General features: G+C 57.9%; 22 protein-coding genes. 13 read left to right on the forward strand and 9 right to left on the reverse strand.

Annotation, left to right across the window (positions count from 1 at the left end):
* Positions 1-359: 359 nt before the first annotated feature.
* The 8 genes from ABEB12_RS12860 (at position 360) to ABEB12_RS42100 (ending at position 6,607) form a co-directional block, all read left to right on the forward strand.
* Complete coding sequence (locus ABEB12_RS12860; protein ID WP_185061615.1) at positions 360-656, forward strand: hypothetical protein; 297 nt, start codon at positions 360-362, stop codon at positions 654-656.
* A gap of 220 nt (positions 657-876) precedes the next feature.
* On the forward strand, positions 877-1,410 hold the full coding sequence (locus ABEB12_RS12865; RefSeq protein ID WP_185061614.1) for a hypothetical protein: 534 nt from the start codon (positions 877-879) through the stop codon (positions 1,408-1,410).
* A 207-nt stretch (positions 1,411-1,617) separates the two neighbouring features.
* A complete protein-coding gene (locus tag ABEB12_RS12870; protein ID WP_185061613.1) occupies positions 1,618-2,256 on the forward strand; it encodes a hypothetical protein in 639 nt (212 codons plus the stop codon).
* A gap of 228 nt (positions 2,257-2,484) precedes the next feature.
* The gene (locus tag ABEB12_RS12875) at positions 2,485-2,832 is read left to right on the forward strand and encodes a hypothetical protein (RefSeq protein WP_185061612.1); all 348 of its coding nucleotides are present in this window, start codon (positions 2,485-2,487) and stop codon (positions 2,830-2,832) included.
* 981 nt (positions 2,833-3,813) lie between these two features.
* Complete coding sequence (locus tag ABEB12_RS12880) at positions 3,814-4,404, forward strand: hypothetical protein (protein WP_185061611.1); 591 nt, start codon at positions 3,814-3,816, stop codon at positions 4,402-4,404.
* A gap of 511 nt (positions 4,405-4,915) precedes the next feature.
* The gene (locus ABEB12_RS12885; protein ID WP_185061610.1) at positions 4,916-5,176 is read left to right on the forward strand and encodes a hypothetical protein; all 261 of its coding nucleotides are present in this window, start codon (positions 4,916-4,918) and stop codon (positions 5,174-5,176) included.
* A gap of 7 nt (positions 5,177-5,183) precedes the next feature.
* Positions 5,184-5,783, forward strand: coding sequence for a recombinase family protein (locus ABEB12_RS12890; protein ID WP_185061609.1), 600 nt, complete (start codon positions 5,184-5,186; stop codon positions 5,781-5,783).
* A 614-nt stretch (positions 5,784-6,397) separates the two neighbouring features.
* Entirely contained in the window at positions 6,398-6,607 is a 210-nt protein-coding gene (locus ABEB12_RS42100) for an FDXHR family putative zinc-binding protein (protein ID WP_425572241.1), read from the forward strand.
* 58 nt (positions 6,608-6,665) lie between these two features.
* Here ABEB12_RS42100 and ABEB12_RS12895 read toward each other — a convergent pair whose 3' ends face one another.
* The 4 genes from ABEB12_RS12895 to ABEB12_RS12910 all read right to left on the reverse strand — a co-directional run bounded on the left by ABEB12_RS12895 (position 6,666) and on the right by ABEB12_RS12910 (position 9,888).
* Complete coding sequence (locus ABEB12_RS12895) at positions 6,666-7,022, reverse strand: hypothetical protein (protein ID WP_221498143.1); 357 nt, start codon at positions 7,020-7,022, stop codon at positions 6,666-6,668.
* A 771-nt stretch (positions 7,023-7,793) separates the two neighbouring features.
* Positions 7,794-8,240 carry a hypothetical protein gene (locus tag ABEB12_RS12900; RefSeq protein WP_185061608.1) on the reverse strand — a complete coding sequence of 149 codons (447 nt, stop codon included), beginning with the start codon at positions 8,238-8,240 and terminating at the stop codon, positions 7,794-7,796.
* Positions 8,241-8,340: 100 nt separating this feature from the next.
* Complete coding sequence (locus ABEB12_RS12905; RefSeq protein ID WP_185061607.1) at positions 8,341-8,796, reverse strand: hypothetical protein; 456 nt, start codon at positions 8,794-8,796, stop codon at positions 8,341-8,343.
* Positions 8,797-9,036: 240 nt separating this feature from the next.
* Complete coding sequence (locus ABEB12_RS12910; RefSeq protein ID WP_185061606.1) at positions 9,037-9,888, reverse strand: tyrosine-type recombinase/integrase; 852 nt, start codon at positions 9,886-9,888, stop codon at positions 9,037-9,039.
* A 322-nt stretch (positions 9,889-10,210) separates the two neighbouring features.
* Here ABEB12_RS12910 and ABEB12_RS12915 point away from each other — a divergent pair, with 322 nt between their 5' ends.
* The 3 genes from ABEB12_RS12915 (at position 10,211) to ABEB12_RS12925 (ending at position 12,143) form a co-directional block, all read left to right on the forward strand.
* Positions 10,211-10,522, forward strand: coding sequence for a type II toxin-antitoxin system RelB/DinJ family antitoxin (locus ABEB12_RS12915; RefSeq protein ID WP_185061605.1), 312 nt, complete (start codon positions 10,211-10,213; stop codon positions 10,520-10,522).
* A complete protein-coding gene (locus ABEB12_RS12920) occupies positions 10,494-10,787 on the forward strand; it encodes a type II toxin-antitoxin system mRNA interferase toxin, RelE/StbE family (protein WP_185061604.1) in 294 nt (97 codons plus the stop codon). Before ABEB12_RS12915 ends, ABEB12_RS12920 begins: the two co-directional genes overlap by 29 nt.
* Positions 10,788-11,792: 1,005 nt before the next feature.
* Complete coding sequence (locus ABEB12_RS12925) at positions 11,793-12,143, forward strand: hypothetical protein (protein ID WP_185061603.1); 351 nt, start codon at positions 11,793-11,795, stop codon at positions 12,141-12,143.
* Positions 12,144-12,192: 49 nt separating this feature from the next.
* Here ABEB12_RS12925 and ABEB12_RS12930 read toward each other — a convergent pair whose 3' ends face one another.
* Positions 12,193-12,726 (reverse strand): hypothetical protein, encoded by a 534-nt coding sequence (locus ABEB12_RS12930; RefSeq protein WP_185061602.1) that lies wholly within the window; start codon positions 12,724-12,726, stop codon positions 12,193-12,195.
* A gap of 468 nt (positions 12,727-13,194) precedes the next feature.
* Entirely contained in the window at positions 13,195-13,611 is a 417-nt protein-coding gene (locus tag ABEB12_RS12935) for a hypothetical protein (RefSeq protein WP_185061601.1), read from the reverse strand.
* Between the two features lie 333 nt (positions 13,612-13,944).
* Between ABEB12_RS12935 and ABEB12_RS12940 the strand changes: the two genes are divergently transcribed.
* Complete coding sequence (locus ABEB12_RS12940; protein ID WP_185061600.1) at positions 13,945-14,775, forward strand: alpha/beta fold hydrolase; 831 nt, start codon at positions 13,945-13,947, stop codon at positions 14,773-14,775.
* Between the two features lie 16 nt (positions 14,776-14,791).
* Here ABEB12_RS12940 and ABEB12_RS12945 read toward each other — a convergent pair whose 3' ends face one another.
* From ABEB12_RS12945 to ABEB12_RS12955, 3 genes are all read right to left on the reverse strand, one after another.
* The gene (locus tag ABEB12_RS12945; protein ID WP_185061599.1) at positions 14,792-15,628 is read right to left on the reverse strand and encodes a hypothetical protein; all 837 of its coding nucleotides are present in this window, start codon (positions 15,626-15,628) and stop codon (positions 14,792-14,794) included.
* A gap of 304 nt (positions 15,629-15,932) precedes the next feature.
* On the reverse strand, positions 15,933-16,559 hold the full coding sequence (locus tag ABEB12_RS12950) for a hypothetical protein (RefSeq protein ID WP_185061598.1): 627 nt from the start codon (positions 16,557-16,559) through the stop codon (positions 15,933-15,935).
* Positions 16,560-17,066: 507 nt separating this feature from the next.
* On the reverse strand, positions 17,067-17,789 hold the full coding sequence (locus tag ABEB12_RS12955; RefSeq protein WP_185061597.1) for a hypothetical protein: 723 nt from the start codon (positions 17,787-17,789) through the stop codon (positions 17,067-17,069).
* A 577-nt stretch (positions 17,790-18,366) separates the two neighbouring features.
* Between ABEB12_RS12955 and ABEB12_RS12960 the strand changes: the two genes are divergently transcribed.
* Positions 18,367-19,101, forward strand: a complete 735-nt coding sequence (locus tag ABEB12_RS12960; protein ID WP_185061596.1) for a hypothetical protein — start codon at positions 18,367-18,369, stop codon at positions 19,099-19,101.
* Positions 19,102-19,489 lie beyond the last annotated feature (388 nt).

Consider the following 19,489-nt stretch of genomic DNA (forward strand, 5'->3'; position numbering starts at 1 on the left):
ATGCCGCATTGCTGCATCATCCGTGCCGCGTCCGTGCGCTGGGGCATGACCTGATTGCCGGCTTGACTCTCTCTCATGGCCCCAGTCCTCGTCGCGAGCAACGAATCGCCGCACGTCGCCGGCGCTGTAGAGCTGTGGGGTAGGTCAGTGACCTTTCCCACCGCCGCAGACCTGCTGGTGACGGCGGCGTTGCTTGCGACCGAGGTAGTCGTCATCGAGCGCGAACATCTTGACCACGGCGGGATGTGCTCCCGCTGTGCCCAAACGTTTCCCTGCGGGCGCATACGTTTCGCCACAGCTGCACGAGTCTCGCTCGGTTGGCCGTGTGCCTCGCAGTCGACAACTGCGGTGGTGAACCCGTGACCAGGCCGGAACGAGTCGTCTATGCGGTGCATGCTGTGCGCCCCCAGGAGATCTCAGCGATCACGCTGATCAGTTTCAACCTGAAGAAGGCCGAGGAGTACGCCGCCACCCTGAGTACCGATCCCGGCGTGTTGGCAGGGGCGGTTACGCGGCTCGTTGTGGATGCCCTAGGACACAGGACAGCCGTTGCTCTCTACGTCGCCGGCGTCCGCCAAGAAGTGCCCTGGATTTCTAACGATCGGCGAATCGCAGCAAACGGACATGGCCAAGCGTCGAAGTACTCACCGCACTAACGAGTAGCTACGGCGCTTCGTACGACGCCCTGCTCAGAATCGATGGCCGTCAGGATTGTCGTGGTCTTGGGAGATGACTCATAAGCACGTCGACCACAAGCTCAACGGCCTCGCGCTGCGCGCCCTTCTCTCTCCGATCTATCCGGTGCAATTTCTACGCCGGGAAGGCGTGCTTCCGCCGGTTGACATTCAGTAGCATTTTCGTTTATAAAAGCATTCTATGGCCGAAAGGGGTCCCCAAAACTTACCAGGCGAACCGCTGTACAGAACACCATTATTACCAGAACTTGCAGACTTCTTGCGTGGGCAGGATGTTGCCTGCCTCATGCAAGCGACGGATCAGGGAACCGCGTTCGTCGTCAAACTGCCCACGCCAGAAATCAATAACCTTCGCGGCCGGGTACCGATCCACTTCCACCACGAGCTTTACAGCCATCCAGCTGCACCGGTAATCAGAACAGTCCTCACCGTTTACGACCAACCTCAGCAGCCCCTCGCGCTTGAAACATTCACGAACATCGAACAACCGGACCAACGTGCCGACCTCGCACGATTAACAACGCAAGATGAGCTACACATGCTGTTCTACGATGACCAGCTCACACACCGACTCACCAAGGCAGTACCTTTTCGCAACGATGGGCAAATCGAGGAAATGCTGCACACCGCCGATGCTCTCCTGGCGGCAATTCCACCTCAGCAGTTCAGTTTCGAGCGAGCGAGACGTGCGGTAATACAGCAAACAGGCTGGTAGGTCCAACTTCCCTCACACCATAAAGTGACAATAAAACGGTTGTCGAAACTTGACAACAACACAGCAATTGTTTACTATTAATTGCTCCGCTTTATGGCAAGTAGTCACGAAATATCACACGCTACGTATCTCCTCGCGCAACGAGTCGACCTCGGTGTCGAAGAACCGCTGGATGCATTCCTAGGACCAGAGCCTTCGCTGGACAAATTGACCGAAGCCGCAGTCGCGCTCGGACAGCCACAGATCATGCTCCCGCTGCTTGACGCTCTTATCTACGACCCCACCGGTACAGAGCTTGAGCGAACACCCGCGCGCATGATCGTCAACCACGATGAGGACGGCAACCGGGTCGAGAGCCTGCACGCGGTACCCCTCGCTCAGGGCGACGGCTGGAGTGCACGGTTGCACGTCTGGTCTGCTGGGCAGAGCCAGCTGACCGAGGACACCCACAACCACACAGCCGACTTCGGGTCGGCAGTACTCACCGGTGCCTTCAGAGACACGCTGTACTCCCCCGCCGCTCACGGAGAGGGCGAGAAGCGCTACGAGTACCTCAACGATGGCCAGCGGACGGGACCGGTGCGTGAGGTGGTGCTTATGAAGGGGCCAAGCCGCATCATTCCCGCCGGCGAGGCACACACCATGGATCACCGTGTCGTGCACAGCGCCAACGTCCGACCAGACGGGCCAGGTGGTATCTCAGCAACAGTTGTCGTGCGCCGGCCGCGCAAACAGTTCGGCAACGCCTACACGGTCGGCGAACGTACTGGTTCCCCGCCGTGGGTTGAGCCAGTCGACGGAGTGGCCGCGTTAAAGAAGGTTCGCACGGCACTCGAGAATAGTTGAAAAGGTCATAGCGCAGGGCACTTCAGCCGCCAGTTAGAGCCACCCAGAGCACCACGATGATGCCAATGAATACAAGGATCCAAGCCAATGCGTTCATGGGAGTCTCCTCAAACACCAAAGGGCTTTAGGTGAGGGGTCGACCAAAGTACATGATCTTGCCGGCCAATATCTGTGCTATACTATTTTCGAAATTGCATGAAAGTTCTAAAATTGTCCATTTGGTTATGCGTGTTCTTGTTCATCGCAGCTGCTGCAGTTGTTGAGTTGTATTTTGATCCAGCTAACACTACGTTGCCTTGGCATGACCCACACGCGGTGTATCGCATCGAAAAGGATGGCGACTCAAACTACCTCCTTGCCTATACCGCCCATTGGCTGGGGATGGAGAGGGCAGGCACCCTGCTCATCGGTCAGAGCACCGTCGAACTTGCCCCGTACGTCGGCAAGCCAATAAGATTCCAGGGATCAGTCAACTATAACGCGACGCAGCAGTGCATCAGGAATCGTTGCCACAAACTTTTTGGACCATCAGAAAAAGGCGCTGCCATTAACATCGAACGCGTTAGTGCACCCTAGGGCTACGCATATGGCTTCGGTGGAATGTAGTCAACGCAGACTGAGTCCCATTCAAGGCGATAATCTGTAGGAGGCCAGCCATCGACCAGATATTTCTGCACGCCACCTTCGTTTTTCCACTGGTCAGCCCCGCCAGGTCCAACAACATGTGCACCTTTGTTCCTTGTCATCTCTGTTGGCCAACCAACAACTGCATGTCCTGGAACTTTGTCTTGTGCAGGGGCTTCCGCACCCTGTTCCATCGTGTAGCCGATATATGTTGGAGCTTCGCTATTATGACCGCAGTGACCACTCGGGTCTGCATTTGCGTATGGGCCTGGTGCCACTAAGAGCATCAAGGCCGTTGTGACGACCACTCCGAGTGAGTTGAGAGTCATCGTTGCACTCCTTTTGAGCCACTCAGGCTCTTGGCCAGAACAAGCCGCGCCGCAGCGGCAGGCTCCCACACCACAAACCTCACTGGCAGCAGTCGTTACCAACTCTTCACTGCAAGCACCTCCACCTGGCTTGTCGGCCTTCGTGGATTCCGCCACCCCGACTAAGGGACTCGACCATTAAGGGCATCGACGACAGCATCGGGAACCGGGTCGGAAGCCGTCCGGTAGGAGAGAACGCAGCCGACCCACCGCGCGGCCGCTGCATCTCCCCCACCCGGGGAGTGGAGCATTGGTGACCTCGATTGATCTTGTTAGGAAGGATCACGTGTTGGGGTTCTCGATGGGGTCTACCGCAGGCGCGCACTCATGCGAGCTATCTGGCTGAAGAAGCGCTCCTCGGGGGATACCAACACACCAGAGAAACTCGTTGATCTTGTTAGAAGCGATCTGAGGGCTTCTAACGCTCTGACCAGGAGAAATACGTGATACCGGACATAGCGTGGTTTATCGGAACTATCTCCAGACACCGCCGGGCACGATTCTGACGTGCTGGTAGTATCTCATCAAATCACCCAGAAGTCACCGTCCCATGAAGCGAGGCAGCATGTCGACCTTTGAGGAGATCGAGAGCTGGTTCCTCGACGAAGTGGACAGCCTGCGCTCACAGGCCCAACTTGTGTACGAAGAGCAAGTTCTACCTCACCATGGGGACGAGAAACTTCACGGCTTCCGACACGCTCTTTACGGCTTCATGATGAACACGATGGGTTTGCTAGATAGGTTGTCATGCTATGACGCCGGCCATCAGAACACTCAAACTGCCCGCATGCGGGATACTCTCACTACCTGGTTCGGAGTAGAAGCAGATCCTGCAAAAATGTTGATTAAGATGTGGCGTCACACGCTGATGCACACCGGAACGCCGATCCGCATGCACAGTGCTAACAAAGACATGGCCTACAGCTGGCTCATTCACTGGACCGAAAAAGAACTTCCCCGCGAACAGCATATGAAGTTTCATTACGGCCAGCTTCAAAATAGAGTGACGGTTCTAAACACTGCCCTGCTACTACTAATCGACGATCTAAAGGCGGCAGTCGAGAAGCTTTTCGAAGCTGCGCGAAATGACAGTGCCAAGAAGGCAGTTATCGAACAGATCCACGCAGACATCGAGGATGTTCGGTTTAGCTTGTAAGGTCTAGTTCCCTAAAACGACGGTTTTTGTAACTCATGATTCATTGTAGCCGATCACAATATCCTCAGACGGCGAGGGGGATTTGTTTAATTGGTTCGCGTTTTCGCTAGTCCATAGAGTTGCAGCGCCTCGAGAACATCAGGCGGGATGGCGTCGACTGGTATGTTGTCTCGGCCAAATTTCTTATATATTGCGTCGAGCCAATCAACAGCTTCCTGTATACTCATCTTTGGCAACTGTGGTTCAGTGGATTTGCTTTTCATGTGCCTTGATTTTACGACATCTCTTCGCCGCGTTGTGTAAGAAGTTTTGTCTCGAAGACTGTTGTGTCACAAACGTCCGTTTCTAGGACTCTCCTATCACCCTGTCGAAAGTGAACCCCGCAAATAGGCCGGAGCGTCCCTCAAGTCGTCTCAAAATCAACGTCCTTGTATTTGCCAAATTCCGCGAGTTTTGGGATGTTGCTGATTGCATTTATTTTCGGAATAGCATATAACTAACAACGCAGACTATGTTTACCGAAGAACAGATAGCACAGTTGAGGGAGCTCCTGAAGGCCGAAGTCGGGCCAATTCACGAACGCCTCGACGCACAGCGGGATCAGATAGACGAGGTTCGCAGTGAGCTGTCTTCACGAATTTCTGGTCTTGAACACAGCGTCAAAGATCTCGCAGAGATACTCGGTGACCCAGTCTTCACCAAACTGGATAACCACGAAGCTCGTCTCGAAGCACTTGAGACAGAGCTACTGCACAAGCCTTCAAAACACTAACCGAACTATGCTGATTGGCTACGCCCGAGTTTCAACACACGACCAAACGCTTGACCTCCAGCAAGACGACCTCACCAAGGCCGGATGCGAGCGCATCTTCACCGACACCGCATCGGGCAGCACGACCGAACGTCCAGGTCTCACCCAAGCACTCTCCTTCGCCCGTCCTGGAGACACAGTGGTCGTCTGGCGACTGGACCGGTTAGGCAGCCTCCGGCACCTCATCGACACGCTCAACGGGCTCTCAGAGCGTGGTGTCGAGTTCCGCAGCCTCAGGGAGCACCTGGGCACCGCCACCAGCGGCGGCAAGCTTGTCTTCCACCTCATGGGAGCACTAGCCGAGTTCGAGCGAGGCGAAGACCAGAAGTACGTCCACCACGCCAGGCATGTCATCGACCAAGCCTCGGCCGATGACACCGTGAGCGGAGATGAAAGGTCAGGTGCGACTGTTGAACGTGCACAGACGGTCGCGGCGCAAGCTGCTACGACCCGTTGGCTCCTCAGCGCCGGTGCTCGCCAAGGACAGGAGGTCCTTCTGCTGTTACGTAACTACCTAGACTGGATGCGCATCACCGTCATCCCCCAGGCCGAGCAACTTACAACCTAGACAGACGGTCACGAGTTGTGCGTCAGTGCTCTGCCTTGCCCTCGGCCACGTCCGTCACCATGAACGCCCATCCCCCTCCCTCAGCGCCGCCATCATCTCGAGGAAGGCCGAGGCGCTCCGGCGAACCTCCTGGATCGCGACGACGTCGAAGCGACGAACGATCTCCGCAATGCAGCGCACATTGCTGTGATCTCGGAACGGGCTGTCCCCCCACTCTCGATCGCCACTTCGGATTGACCCGATCGAAGGCCCGCACGTTCCACGCCGGCGAGCTCGTCAATGACGTCCTGCGGCGGGTTTCCGACGGGTTCAGGCATCTGGCGCCTCCCTTAGCGACACGTGAGGGCTCTTGGCTATCGGAGTGACCCGCGCCGCTGTTACCACGAGCCACAGCAGCCGATCAGAGCCTCAAATGTCCCTTCGTTTGCGCCAAGCCAACATCCGATCACTCCAGAAGCGTCAGTTGATCTTGCTAGAGTCGATCTGGGAGCCCTTGAACCTTTGACCAGCAGGAATAGCGGCATCTCGACGTACCGACAATCACTGATGAGCCGCCGATGGACAGCCGCTGAAGCCGTCAGGCAGCGTCGGCCTGGTGCCGTACGCTCCCGCGCGTGGCCGGCTACCAGCACCTGCTAGCGATCCGGTGCGGCGGGTGCTCAGCTACGTGGGCCGGCGAGAGTCGAGCCCACTGCGCCAGATGTCACCGAACCTGGGACAACGTGGATCTGTTCGACACCCACCTGGAGGAGGACCGGTGTCTCCACCCACGCACGCTCGGCCTCGTGGAGACCAAGAACCACATTTGGTACTCAACTGAGTAAGAATCTCCGACATGGTTGGCGTTACCGTCACAGTGCTTGGCGACAGACCCTTTATCGGTCAAAGTTTCACTAATACTCTAAAAAGATTATCGGAAAGTGGAAGCAACTCGATGGACTGGCCCTCATAACGAACCTGCTCGTAGTCTTCTGCGCGGAAGACACCGTGCGGGACATCCTGACTGTCACCGAGCCACATGCGGGCACGGTAGTCAACCATCAGTCCGTCCCGGAGTCTGATCCAGTAGTGGACCACCTCTACGCTAGAAGGCTCGTAAATGATCCTTCCGAAGTACGGGTCATGCGGAATACCATGCTGCAACAGAATTGTCGAAAAGATGCGCGTCATGCCGTCGCACTCGAGGTCACAGGAATCGTAACTACCTAGTAGCGCTTCTATTCGTTCGGCTGTATTCACATCTTGCGAGTATACGCCATTGTCCTCTTGGGGTGAACCCCTCAAAAGTCCTGACTTGCATCACTGGGAAAGTCCCCAAAGCCACCGTTTAATGGACGGTTGATTCAGACCATTTTTGGTATAATTTCCATACAATGCTTCGAGCTCGTGGTGAAACCAAAGCAGTAATTGTGCAGTATCTCAGCAAGAATCCGCTTGCGAGATTTGCCGATGTCGCAACGGCGGTGAACGTGGGTTACTACACCGTACAGCAGCACATCGAAGACCTACGGCGTGCAGGTAGGATCGCCAACAGAGGCTCGAGAAGAAAAGCGCATTGGGAGATACTGCCAGCGGATGACATTGAAAAGGTCCTAAAGCCCATTCGCTAATCAACGTCCTTATAGCGCCAGAATCAGCGAGTTATAGGACTCCCGCAACGTCATCTTGGTACTTTTGTAAGATTTCGAGGCTAGCGAAACGCCGTAAATTAAATATTGTGCGACGTGATCAACCCGTTGATAACTATGCTATACTGACAATGCTTATGACATTTGCAGAAATAGACGACATGTGTCACGAACTGAACGCCTGGATATGGCGCCTGTTCGATGAACAAACAGAGGCTTACCTGTGGAGTTTGCGGCAAGGCACTTCCGACATCTCGAGGTCGTTCGATACACGAGGGTAGGGTACACGCGCAAGTAGCGTCGTAAACCGGACCTTCTCCGACATGCCCCTCACCTCTTGTCATTTCTGTAGGCCTAGACAAAGTGAGGACGTCACAGATCATCACGTGAACTGGGACCACTTTCGCTTACACGCGGCAATCCAGAGCCCAATCCAGCCTACGCCCAGGACGAGCGCCTGTAAGTCTTCCAAGCCCGGCCCTCTAAGCGAGCCGAACGCATTGCCTCCAACAAAGTTTCCTCTGACGGCATCCGCCACCAGGAGCATAATCAAGAGCAACGCAGCAAATCTCTTCCACCGCCAAATGCCTACAAGGCAGATGGCTTCGAGAATCAAGATAGCAAAATACCAGCGAAGCTCAACTCTGCCGCTAAGAACTAGTCCCCAAGCCAAGAAAATGACGACACCCATCTGCAATAATACGAGAAAAGTCAACAGGCTTCCACGGGTCGGATACCGGTGAATGCAAATCCAGAACACCACCGCTAACGCGATACCGACGAATAGGACGGTGTCCAGGATATGAGATAACCACAGCACGATCGGCAAGAGAAGCCACAGAAAGCGCCGAGTACGTATCATACACTTTTACTATGCGGCAAAATGGACATTTCTGTCAATACGAATCGAAAACATTTTAAAGCTCGGCTCAACCGCCATGACCATGCGATGACTCCCACGCTTGAAATGCTGCCTGCGCGGCGGATTCGAGACACCCCAACGCTTTACCTGGTTTACCCGCCGCTACCGCCTCAGCGGCGTGCTGTGCACACTCCACGACATCGTCGACCCCTACGCCGATCAGGGATAGGTCGGTTGCCGCCTCCCTGCAACCCGGGTCGAAATCAAGCTGACCCTCAACGCATGCATTGAGCCAGGCAAAGAATTGAGCAATTACGTTGGGATCATCTGGCGGTGTCCATGTATTCGGCCATGTTTGTTCCGGGGAATCAACGATCACCGCCGCAGGAATCACGCTCGCCATTTCTGCTGGCCTCGACACGTACACCCCCGACGATGTCGTAGAGACGATGATGGCCATTGCCACAACTGCACTGTTCAAAACCGTTCTGATATTGCGCCAGCACGTCAACGCCTTACCCATGACATACTCCATTGCAGTTGATCGAGCTCAGTTGTCGATCACTTAATCGCGCCTTGTGGAGGAAGCTCTTACCGGAGATCATTCAAGCTGGCGAACCGAACTGGTGAACGGGTGAAGTAGACACCTTTCGTGGAATGCCGTCCAGAGTAGAACGGCCCAGCGAGAGCACTTGACACAAAACTGTGACTCCCGAGGAAGCCCGGACTGCGGTGAGCTGCCAGCTCACCTACACCGCGCGACCTACATCCCCTTACTCGCCAACCGCGAATACAGCTCGCGCGCTTCCTCTCGCGATCCCTGCGCCAGTCCGATCCGATCAAATACCGCGTCCAAATCGTCACCCCGTCGATACGCCCGGACGACATGGGTGTGTCGCAAGGTCTTGGGCGTCAGGTCCCTCTGAATGCCGCTACGCTCCTTGAGCTGCGTGAACAACAGCCGGCCGAAGCGGTCGGTGAACGGAAACAGCACATCCGTGACCGTGTACTGCTCCAAGTACGCCTCGCAGACACCCACAAACCGTGCAGGCAGCGTGACCTTGCGGTCCTTCCTCGTCGCCTTGCCAACGTGCCTGATCCAGAGCTCCGGGTTGTAGGGGTCCGACGTATCCACGTCCGCTCTGGTCAGCCTGTACAGCTCGCTGCTCTTCATCCCGGTCTCGATGAACAGCAGCACTAGGAGGTAGGTCCGTGGATCGCCGCTGGCCACCTGGTAGAGCTGCTCGACCTGGCTGTCATACAGGTAGCCCGGTAGCGGGGACTGAACGCGGCCGTTCATCAACGACGCGCTGGGGTCCTTCTGGATGGCTCCCGTGCTGCGGAGCCACCCGAAGTAGTTGATGACCGCGCTGAGCTTGCGCGTCATCGTCTTCTCCCCCACCGGCCTGCTTCGACCTGCCACGAGTCGTGCCCGCCAGTCCTGCAAGTCCCCGAGGGTGATGTCCTCCAGCTCCCGGCCTCGGAGGAACAGCGCCAGATCCTGGACATCGCCGGCGTACGTCTTCACGGTCTTGGGGGCGTAACTGCTGCCCAAGTGCACCAGATAGGCCGACAGCGTGGTCAGGATGGTGCTCTCCCCTGTCGGCTTCACCACCGGCCGAACTTGCTGGAGAACTACCCGCTTCAACCCACCAACACGAAACAGTGGTAATTGTTCTCTAAGCATATATTATAGTATGAGTATATTCCCAATACTTCCGAGAATCAAGGATTTCTCCCCCATCGTCCCGGACACCTTTTTCTTATGCGCGTGGACGGCAGAGGAGAACCTTGTGATTCTCGGAAGTAGGAAGACTTAGCCTCGATGCCCCAAATGGCCGGTTTTGTGAAACGTCGAAATACACGCCCGCAAAGGGCCGCATTCTTCGCCGATCCGACGTTGACATTAGGCGGTCAATTGTTTATAGTGCGAGTATATGGCAGCAACAACACTTCACATTAAAACTGATACAGCAGTTCGCGACAAGGCTACGAAGGTGGCCGAGTCGTTTGGCATTTCACTCAGCACACTTGTTAACCGAGTGCTTGATCAGGTTGGCCGCACTAAGAAAATCGACTCGGACCTCCTTGACGAGATACCAAGCAAGTGGATGATCGAGCAGATGCGAAAAGCTGATGAGGACATCAAAGCAGGCCGAGTGATTCGGTTCAAATCGCCGACTGCTGCTATCAAGTACTTTCGTGAGCTAGCTGACGCCGATGAAACTACTAACCGATCCCATCATTGAAACTACTCCTAATTTCCGTACCCAACTCAAGGCCTCGCCACGGGCAGTGCGGTTTGCCTTTGCCGATGCAATCCAAGTCTTTGTTACCGATCCACACCATGAGTCACTACATAACCATTCGCTCAGAGATCGCTACGCCGGTTTTCGCAGCATCAACGTGACATCCGACTGGCGTGCCGTCTATCGCATCGTCACCACAGGCAGCGAGCAAGTCGTCACCTTCCATTTTTTAGGCACGCATGATCAGCTCTACGGTAAACCATGAATATCTCAATCTTAATCAGCAAGGTCACCTGGTTGTCCGAGGCACCGACCTTTGCATTGCCGTCGTACTTCGTTGGCTTGGCAAGGGCACGTCTCTCACACAGATCGTGGCCGCGCACGGAGGGAAACTCACTGTCGAGAAACTACAGAATGCGATTAACGAGGCGGCCGAACTTGTCGATCCCCAACATGCAAGCGATATGACTGCCGCGAAACCGGAGAGTGAGAAGGCGACATGACCCACGTCCGGGAGCAGCCTCTCGCGGTCAAGTTTCTCATCGAGGTCTGGACGCAAGAGCAAAGCGAACCGTTGTACTCCTACGAGGCAGAGCTTTCGTTCCCTCGGTCCAAGGTTCTGCGCGAATCAGCCGAGCGCATGGGTGCCCCTCTCGAGACTGCCGCTTACATCATCTTTCAGTCGCAGGTTCAACAAGAACTCCGCACGCACTGGCCAGGATGCACGATCAAGGTTCGCCCAGCGTCGCCTCTATCATTTACCACCGGATGACTTACGCATCGCCTGCTTAACAGCCGCAACTATCTCGTCCCTCGCAACGACCTTAACGGAAACACCCCGCCTACGCGCCTTCTTCTGCAGTTCAGATAGTGTCGTGTGTGGCGGATGAACATCATAGATTTGAAGAAGACGTATTAGTTGCGCAGCACTTGCAAACTCGATATCTGCCGGCACATCCTTGAGTATCTCAGAGTCGGGAATATTACCAAAACAAACGTTGCATATCACGGGCACGTCATCAGGGGTCCCATCAGATGTGAAGACTGGCCTTTGACACTCGACGCACAACGCCCTCTTGCCTGCTCCCGTGATGTCCTCTCGACTTCCAACAACTCGATCAACAGTATCCCACTGACGCGACTTATGATTTGCTACCTTCATTGACTTCATTTATAGCATGAATTTCGCAATTTGTCTCCCTTGGTAAACCGCCAAGCATTCAAGGGAAACCGCCTTTCTGCTGCATCCGACCACCGAGGGACAGCCTTCGTGATCAAGCTGCCGGGCCACGAGCTCTTCAGCCACCCAGCCGCACCGGTCATCCGGACGGTGCTGACCCTCTACGACCAACCAGGCAGGCCTCTTGCCCTGGAGACCTTTATCAACGCTGAACAGGCAGGCCAGCGCGCAGACTTTGCCCAGTTAGGTGCGCAGCAGGAACTGCCCATGCTGTTCTACGACGAGCAGCTCACCCACCGATTGACCAAGATGGCGCCGAACCAGCCTGACGGCCAGGTCGCAGACATCCTCCGGCAGGCCGATGCCCTCCTGACTGCGATCCCACCCGAGCAGTTCAGCTTCGAGCGGGCGAAACTGGCTGTCGTGCGCGTGACCGGCTAGCGCTCGGGATTCGAGGCGCGAGCGAGCGCGCAAGCCACCAGCCGAACCGCTACGTCAGCCTGTTCCAACCCGCCTGTTTCGTCCAGAGCTCACCCTCCGCAATCAACAGGCTCTTGGTCGCCTCTTTCCCATACTGCAGCGCGAGCGCCTCGAAGCAGAAGCACCGCTCGGGTGAACTATATTCAACAACGCAGAGCCAAATGCCGATAATCCGAATCCCCTGCGCCACGGCCACAAATTTGGCATCGCCAGGCAGCGGCAGATTAGTGGCCAGTTCCCGCACAAAGGCACTTTCCGCTTTATGGCCGATCACGAGTCTCAGCATCTTGGTGATGGCTGTTGCACCTAACTCATGATATTTAGCCTTGCCGGCAAGCACGATCTTTGCCATCTCGTTCAGCCAGCGGCAGCGCCCTCGCCGCCACTTTCGCTTGAGCCGGTTCCAGGTTTCTTTGGTCACATGGTCCGCGACTCGCTCGGCCGTAGCTTCAACAGCGCCATCTTTGAAGACATCAGCACAAAAATCCGCAGCTGCTTTTACTTTGGCCTCGTCGAGGAGCTTCTGCCGGAGCTTCTCAGGCATTGACGGCCGGGGCGGTGGCGAGGAGCGGTGGCGCTGCGCTGGAACTCCGGACCAGTTCGAGGTTTGCGCTCGCGTCCGGCTCCCTCGCCGGCCAGTGCCTCGGCGCTCGTGTGCCCGGACCCACGTACCATCTCGTCGGTAATAGCCTCTGACGTGAATCACCAGCGGTCCTCAGCTGCGCTTCGCATCCATAAATTGCAGCAAGACACAACTAGGTAGTGGACACGCGTTGCACAACTTCGCTCGCTCGGCTCAGCGTGACAAGCTCTGCGGAGTAATTACAACGCACCGCGTAACGTGCCTGCGCAATCGCGATCAAGCGATTGGAGCAATAAGTATGCTATTTTGCAGGCTATCTGGGATTGCCGGGCGTCTTCGTACCAACCTACGCCAAGGAGGAGATCTGTCAGCAGCGCTGTAAGCCATCGGGGAAGAGATTTCCGGGGCAGCCACCTGAACTCGACGGGGCTAAGCCGGCAAGCCCGTTGACCACACCTCCCGCCGCCTGCCCTTCGCCCGCCTCGCCCAGCGCACGATCACCCGGGCTGGCTCCCCAAAGCCGTATGTGATGAGATAGGGCTCCTGCTGGCCAGCCGCAAACACGGCGAATGCCGTCTCGCCGGCGGTTGGACCGCCCCGCGTGACCTCGACCTCGACACTGTATGCCGCAGCCGTCCCCGTCTGCTCGAGGATGTAGCGGCTCTTGCCAGCGCGCCGAAGCGACCAGCCGACCGTGCCCTTCGGACGCCGGTGGCCGAGGACTCCGAACACCACCGTGGTGACGAGCGCCAGGCCACCGATGATTGCGCTTGCGACCGCTGCCCCGCTGGACGGTTCGAGTGCCAGCGCGGAGCCCGACGGCGCAGCGAGAAGAGATTCGACCAACACCCCGAAAATAACCTCTCTACTTGAGCCGGCCACGAGGACCTGACTAGCAGCTGTATGGTTATCCCAGGGGCGGGGTAAGCGGACGCTACCGCACCGGACGACCAGCGGCAATACCGTTGGAGTCACAGAGCGAATGGCCGCTCGCAAGTAGCTGTGAAGAAGTCACTTACGCCACATCTATAGTTGAGCGTTTAACGAGCTCGTATCGATCAGATGATGCGAGTACATTGCCGCGCGCGACGGGCAGCGGTGGCCTGGCGCTGGGTGTGTGCGGAGGGCTGGGGCGTGGTCGAGTCCAACTACTGCCGGCGGGGTACGGGGACGCCCTTGGTGCTGCTGCATAACCTCGGGCAACGGTGGCAAGTCTGGCGGCCAGTCATTGACCAACTTGCCGAGCGCTACGACGTCATCGCGGTGGATCTGCCACGGTTGGGTCGTGCCCCTATCCCCCAAACGACCACCGAGGACGGTATCCGCGCCTTCGGCGTCCGATCGCTCAAGCGGATCTTCGACCACCTCGAGGTCAGCCGGCCACACGTCGCAGGCTGCGGACTCGGTGGGATGCTCGCCATCGCCGCCACCACCACGGGGATCGTGTCCTCCGCGACCGCCCTGGCACCGACCGGGTTCTGGACGCCCAGACAGCGCTGGTGGGTGATCACACACCTGCGGCTCTTTCGGATCGCGGCCCGAGTTTCCTTGGCTACCGACCCGCCGCTGGCCGAGCTCTCCCTGATGCGGAACCTGCTCATCTCCCGGCTCTGCGAACACCCGAGACGCATGGAACCCACCGAGGCGCTCGCCAACCTCACCGCCATGCGCGACGCGTCGGCGTTCGACGAAGCCATGGCCAGTGCCCGCCAGTTCCAATGGAGGAGCGACCCCAAGCCACTCGTTCCCCTCACCGTGGCGTGGGGAGAGCGGGACAAGCTGATGGCTCCCAGCCAAATGATCAACGCCGAGCACCGACTGCAAGGCGCGGAGTTCGTCCGACTACCCGGCTGCGGGCACGTGGCAATGAACGACGACCCCGGCATGGTCGCCAGGGTCATCGTCCGCACGTGTGCACGAGCCGAACGCGGCCACTCGTGGGGCTCCACCGAGGTAATGCAGACCTACACGCGCATCACGGAAGGGTATGGGCGCCAGTGGCGCGGCTAGCTGGGGGGTGCTGGCCTCATCTCGGTCCGAATTGCTCCCGCCAGCGTTCCACGTCGTACGGCGAGAAGGCAGCCAGGTTAACCTGCCCATCCTCACCAATATAGTTTGACTCCGCAATGCCGAACCACTGCATAATTCCGCCGAGTACAAGCGAGCCGAGCCGCATTCGTTCATCAATAGTAGCCATTTCAGACAGCTCCACGACGGTCTGAAAATGTGGGGAATCAGACACAGCTCGCGTATCCTGCAATCTTGAGCGACCACTCCACTCGGTATCGACAATCTGCAGAGATCTCGCTAATGGCGCGCCTGGTGTCGATTTATACGTAATGCCTGCGTGGATAGTTGCACTCCCCCATCCCCCGGATTGATGGGAACACCAATTCAGCCCCATGGCGAGGGCGCACATCGTGCCGTCCGTGAAGAAGAACTCGTTGAGCTCGCCATCTTTGGAGTGTCTCAGTTCTGCGGCCACAAACGCATCGCCAGACGTGTACAGCTCACAATGCGTATGGCGTGGGTCATCTGGGTCCTCCCCGGCTGCGTACGGGCGTTCGATAAAGATGACACGGCTGGGACCAGGGATAGCCCTGCTATACTCTCCGACAAACGAATCACTCGTTATCGATCGGAGAGCGTTTCGCAAACGCCACTCGTCCGCTTCAGTGACGAACTGCCGGTTAATCCGTTGCTCAACCGGATAATCGACAGTGACCGTAACGTACGTCCAGGCAAATTCGGACCGCTCAAGCGCGTTGCAACCTTCCTCGACAACGCGCCTCTCCCGTGCTCTGCGAACCTCAGACGCTTGAAAGCGGTCCCGGTAGAGGTCAGCAATCTCATACTCGCGCATCCACTGACAGTCCGCACCCCGACGAATTGGATACCGGTAAAGTGGTCGTTCACCACGTTCACCTGCAATTGCGTGTGGCCGATTTTGACTCGGTGGCACGGTTAAGAGCAGATAGTATCCGCCCTGCTCCGCTTCGATAGACGTAAATGAGCACAAGATCGGCGGTGCCGCGTAATTCGCGAGCGCGGTCCGCAGTCGCTGCTCTTCCGCCGCTGCAGTAGGCTCCTGGATCGGCGTTAACTTCGAAGCACGCTCCCGCCAGTACGATCCGCCGGCACATCCATGGGCGATGCGCCGCCGCCAATCAGCGTTGTACAACGTCCTTCTTCTTGCGTCGACTCCTCAGTCCTGCGGAACTCCGCTGCCGAGAAGTGGGCTGCGTCTCAGAAGCCTGACCCCGCCATTTCTGCACAGTCTCGCGCAGTGCGTCAGCCAACGCACCACTCCATTTGATCACTGCCAGCACTGCAGCACTGAGCCCGGCGGCAATTGCGGCTATTACCGGCGAGGCCTCCTTCCACCACTTATTGAGCGCTTGGCCCCAGGTCGCTTGTACATGCACCTTGGTTACAAAACTCGTGACGCGGAACGGATGCTCGCGCTGCAAGAGCTCAGCACCGGCTCGTGGCTCTGAGATCTTCAGCGCTGGTTGGAGCTCGAGGCGCAGCTCGTGCTCACTCGGCTGGAGCGCTTTAACAGACCACGACCAGTTGAGCACACCCGTGGGCGTGAACTGCCGCACGATCCACGAGCGGTCCTCCACGTCGACACCATCGCCCACCGGCACCAGCCGCGCGCTCAGCACACACTGCACAGCGACCGGCGCGGCCTGCGCGTTCACTCCGGGCAGCACGAGCTCTGGTGCCTCCGGTGTACTGCGGATATCCACTGCTGCGACGTAGGTGCCGGACTGGTTGACGCTGAGGGTCATGTCGCGTGGATAATCAGCCTGTCCGAGCTGCCATTGCTCAACTCCCTGATCGCACGCCTGCACAAAGGAGCTGAGCCGCGTATCAATTGCCGCTGGTGGCAGTGGTACGACATGGGGTCGCACCGGAGGCAAGCCAGCGACCGTTGCACCTGGGGCTTCTCCTCGATCAAATGCTGGTGGCTGCGCATCACCTGTCGAGCCAGCATCACCCGTCCTGGTATCCGTCGACCTTGTGGGCACATCGGTCGGCGAGCCATGCACGACCGGGGTGCTATCGCTTTGCGCACCGCTAAAGAGGAAAGCACCCAATCCCATCGAGAGCGCCGCCACCAACAACCCGATTGCGGTAGCTATCACAGAAGCGGTGTGTGGTCGCTGTGCGCCCCGTTCACCGCAATCGCCTCGATGTGCGCTGTCATTCATGAGGATTCGTTTCAGCAAGTGACTATAGAGGTAATCGTCGCCCAGCCACCCAAGCCATGCCGATCCTGGGTAGCACCGAAAAAGCTAATCCGCGACCTGCCCGTTCGTCGAGACGTCGATTAGCTCTTTCTGCGCGGGCTCGTCCGGTGCCACTGCGAACCGCTCGGCAGGAATGTCGCGGCGCTTGCCAACGATCCGGTAGCTAAACTGACTCTTGGCCGACGCATTCTTGGAGCGCACCTCAAATGACGTGCCGGTTCTCGCGGCCACATAGAGCGCATTATTGTCGTCATACTCGGTGAGAAACACGTGGTATGTCTCATCTGCGAGGACTGAGCTAAAGTCGCTATCAAGCTCGACCGTTGCGTACCCGTTTTCCAGTGCACCGACCCCAAAGTCCTCAAACCAGCTCTCCGGGCTTTCGACTGCATACAGCAGCCGCAGCGACCCATCACGGACACGAACGGCTGCAGATTTTGCGCCCGTGACGGTAAGGGCACCGTTCACCTGCAAACTACCGTTGACCTGGACACGGCCATCGAAGTTGCCAGCAAACCCCCGTCGAGCAATGGCCCAAATACCAAAGGCATTGGTTCCATTATTCGCCACTGCGATGACGCCGTTGCCATTGGGCGCCGAAGATGTCGCTCGAACGCCCGCACCGTTCTCACCCAACCCCGCGCCACAACTGCCCCGAACACCATCTTCAGTTCCGGACGCATCAGCACCCGTCTTGATATTTGCGCCGTGTGTTTGAAAACCGATAGCTGTCGGGCCGAGTGCCGTGAATTGCGTATCTGAACTCATTATTGCCCCTCAATCTCGTAAGCCTCTCGGCCACAGATTGGCCGAGTGCGTGGAACGGTGAGCCCTTCCAGCCCGAACCTCATGAGGCATGACGCCTCGATCCATAAACGCGGTCAAACAAGCCGGCAGCCAGGGTCCGAAGCTGCGCACGTACCGAGGGGTCCCCACCGGGATACGGACAGTGGCACAGCATCCGCCCCAGCGTCACCAGTCGTTACCAACTCTTCACAGAAAACACGTTTCGAGGCCGTTTTGCGGGTTTGTCTATACGCTGTTTGCCGTAGGAGATTCGTCCATACATCGCAGATAGCGCCGTTGACAGCGTGTCCAGAGATGTAAATAGGTGTCCTCTATGTGGCCGCGCCAACGTACCGCCAAATGATTCCTAAACTAGGCCATTCGGGTGGTGTCGCGGTACAGCTGCCGTCTCCTGGTAACAACTGCGCGTGATGTGACGACGATCGCACCGCCAGTGAGCATCCGACCGGACGCTCACTATGATCAATCCCCTGGGGAAGCAATGGCCGCTCGGTCGTCGTCTAGCTCGGCAAAAGGTTGGCTCGCCGGCATCGTCCTATTGTTCGTCGTCGTCGGCTCGTGCAACGCCGGTAGCGACGATGCGTCATCTGCAGCACCCGCCCGGACGCCAACCACGACGAGCGCCGCGCCGGTGGCTCCGGCAAATCCCTGTCCGTACACCAGCAGTGCCCAACCAGCCGCCTACGACGGGATGCGCGGGTGCTACGCCGGCGGCGAGCTGGTCACGATCTCGCGCATCCACGACGCGGCAACCTACGTACTCAGCGACGGCCGGACGATCAGGCTGGCTGGCGTCCTCGCCCAGGGAATCACAACGTGCGCAGGCAAGCAGGCGCTGCAGCTGGTCAACGGCATAGTCGCTGTTGGCCAGCAAGTGAATCTCGTCCGGGATCCGGGCGCTGGCACCGATCCATTCGGCAGTCAGTGGGCATATCTGCAGGCCGGCTACGCACAGGACGTGGGTTCCACGCTTGCGACCGCCGGCTACGCCGACCTCTACGCCGAAAGCGGAGCCAACGCGAGCTACCTGCAAGCAATCGCGCCAGCCATCCGTATGGCACAACAGCTGCATACGGGCCAGTTCGGCCCGCCCTGTGGCCCAGCCCTCGAGCGACCCCAACCGCTCGTCACAAACGACAGCAACCGCACCTATCTGCGGAACCAGGACAACGAGCCTGATCCGCCCAAGCGGCGCACGGGCAGAAGCGGGCATCCGTGCCTTCCCGGTGAACGTGACGGTGATGGCGACGGCTACTGCAAGGAGGGTCGGTGAGCACCGCAATGCCGGATGGGACCCGTCTGGCTGTTGTTACAGCTGCGCATCAGCTGCGCCCATTAGGCCGTTCGGCCCTAGACCGCTGCGTGTGACGGGTGTCTACTTCCGCGCGCTCCAGAGAGGAGGGCGACAGATGAGACGCCTCCGATGAAGCTGTGGTTCGCCGCTACCACTAGGAGATGCGCAACGGCCGGAAGAACGAGCTCGCCGAGGAGCTGTTCATTGCCGATCACCTCCTGCATGACCCACACGTGCAGGCTGGCCCGGGACCAGCAGGCATCGCCGAGGCAGTCCGGACCCACCAGGAATCACTCGCTGGCTACTGGGAGATTGAAAGACATCTTCTCCCACGCAGATTAGATCGTTGCGCGCTGGACAGGCACTG

It is taken from the genome of Actinospineispora eucalypti (assembly GCF_039543365.1).
Classification (GTDB): domain Bacteria; phylum Actinomycetota; class Actinomycetes; order Mycobacteriales; family Pseudonocardiaceae; genus Pseudonocardia; species Pseudonocardia eucalypti.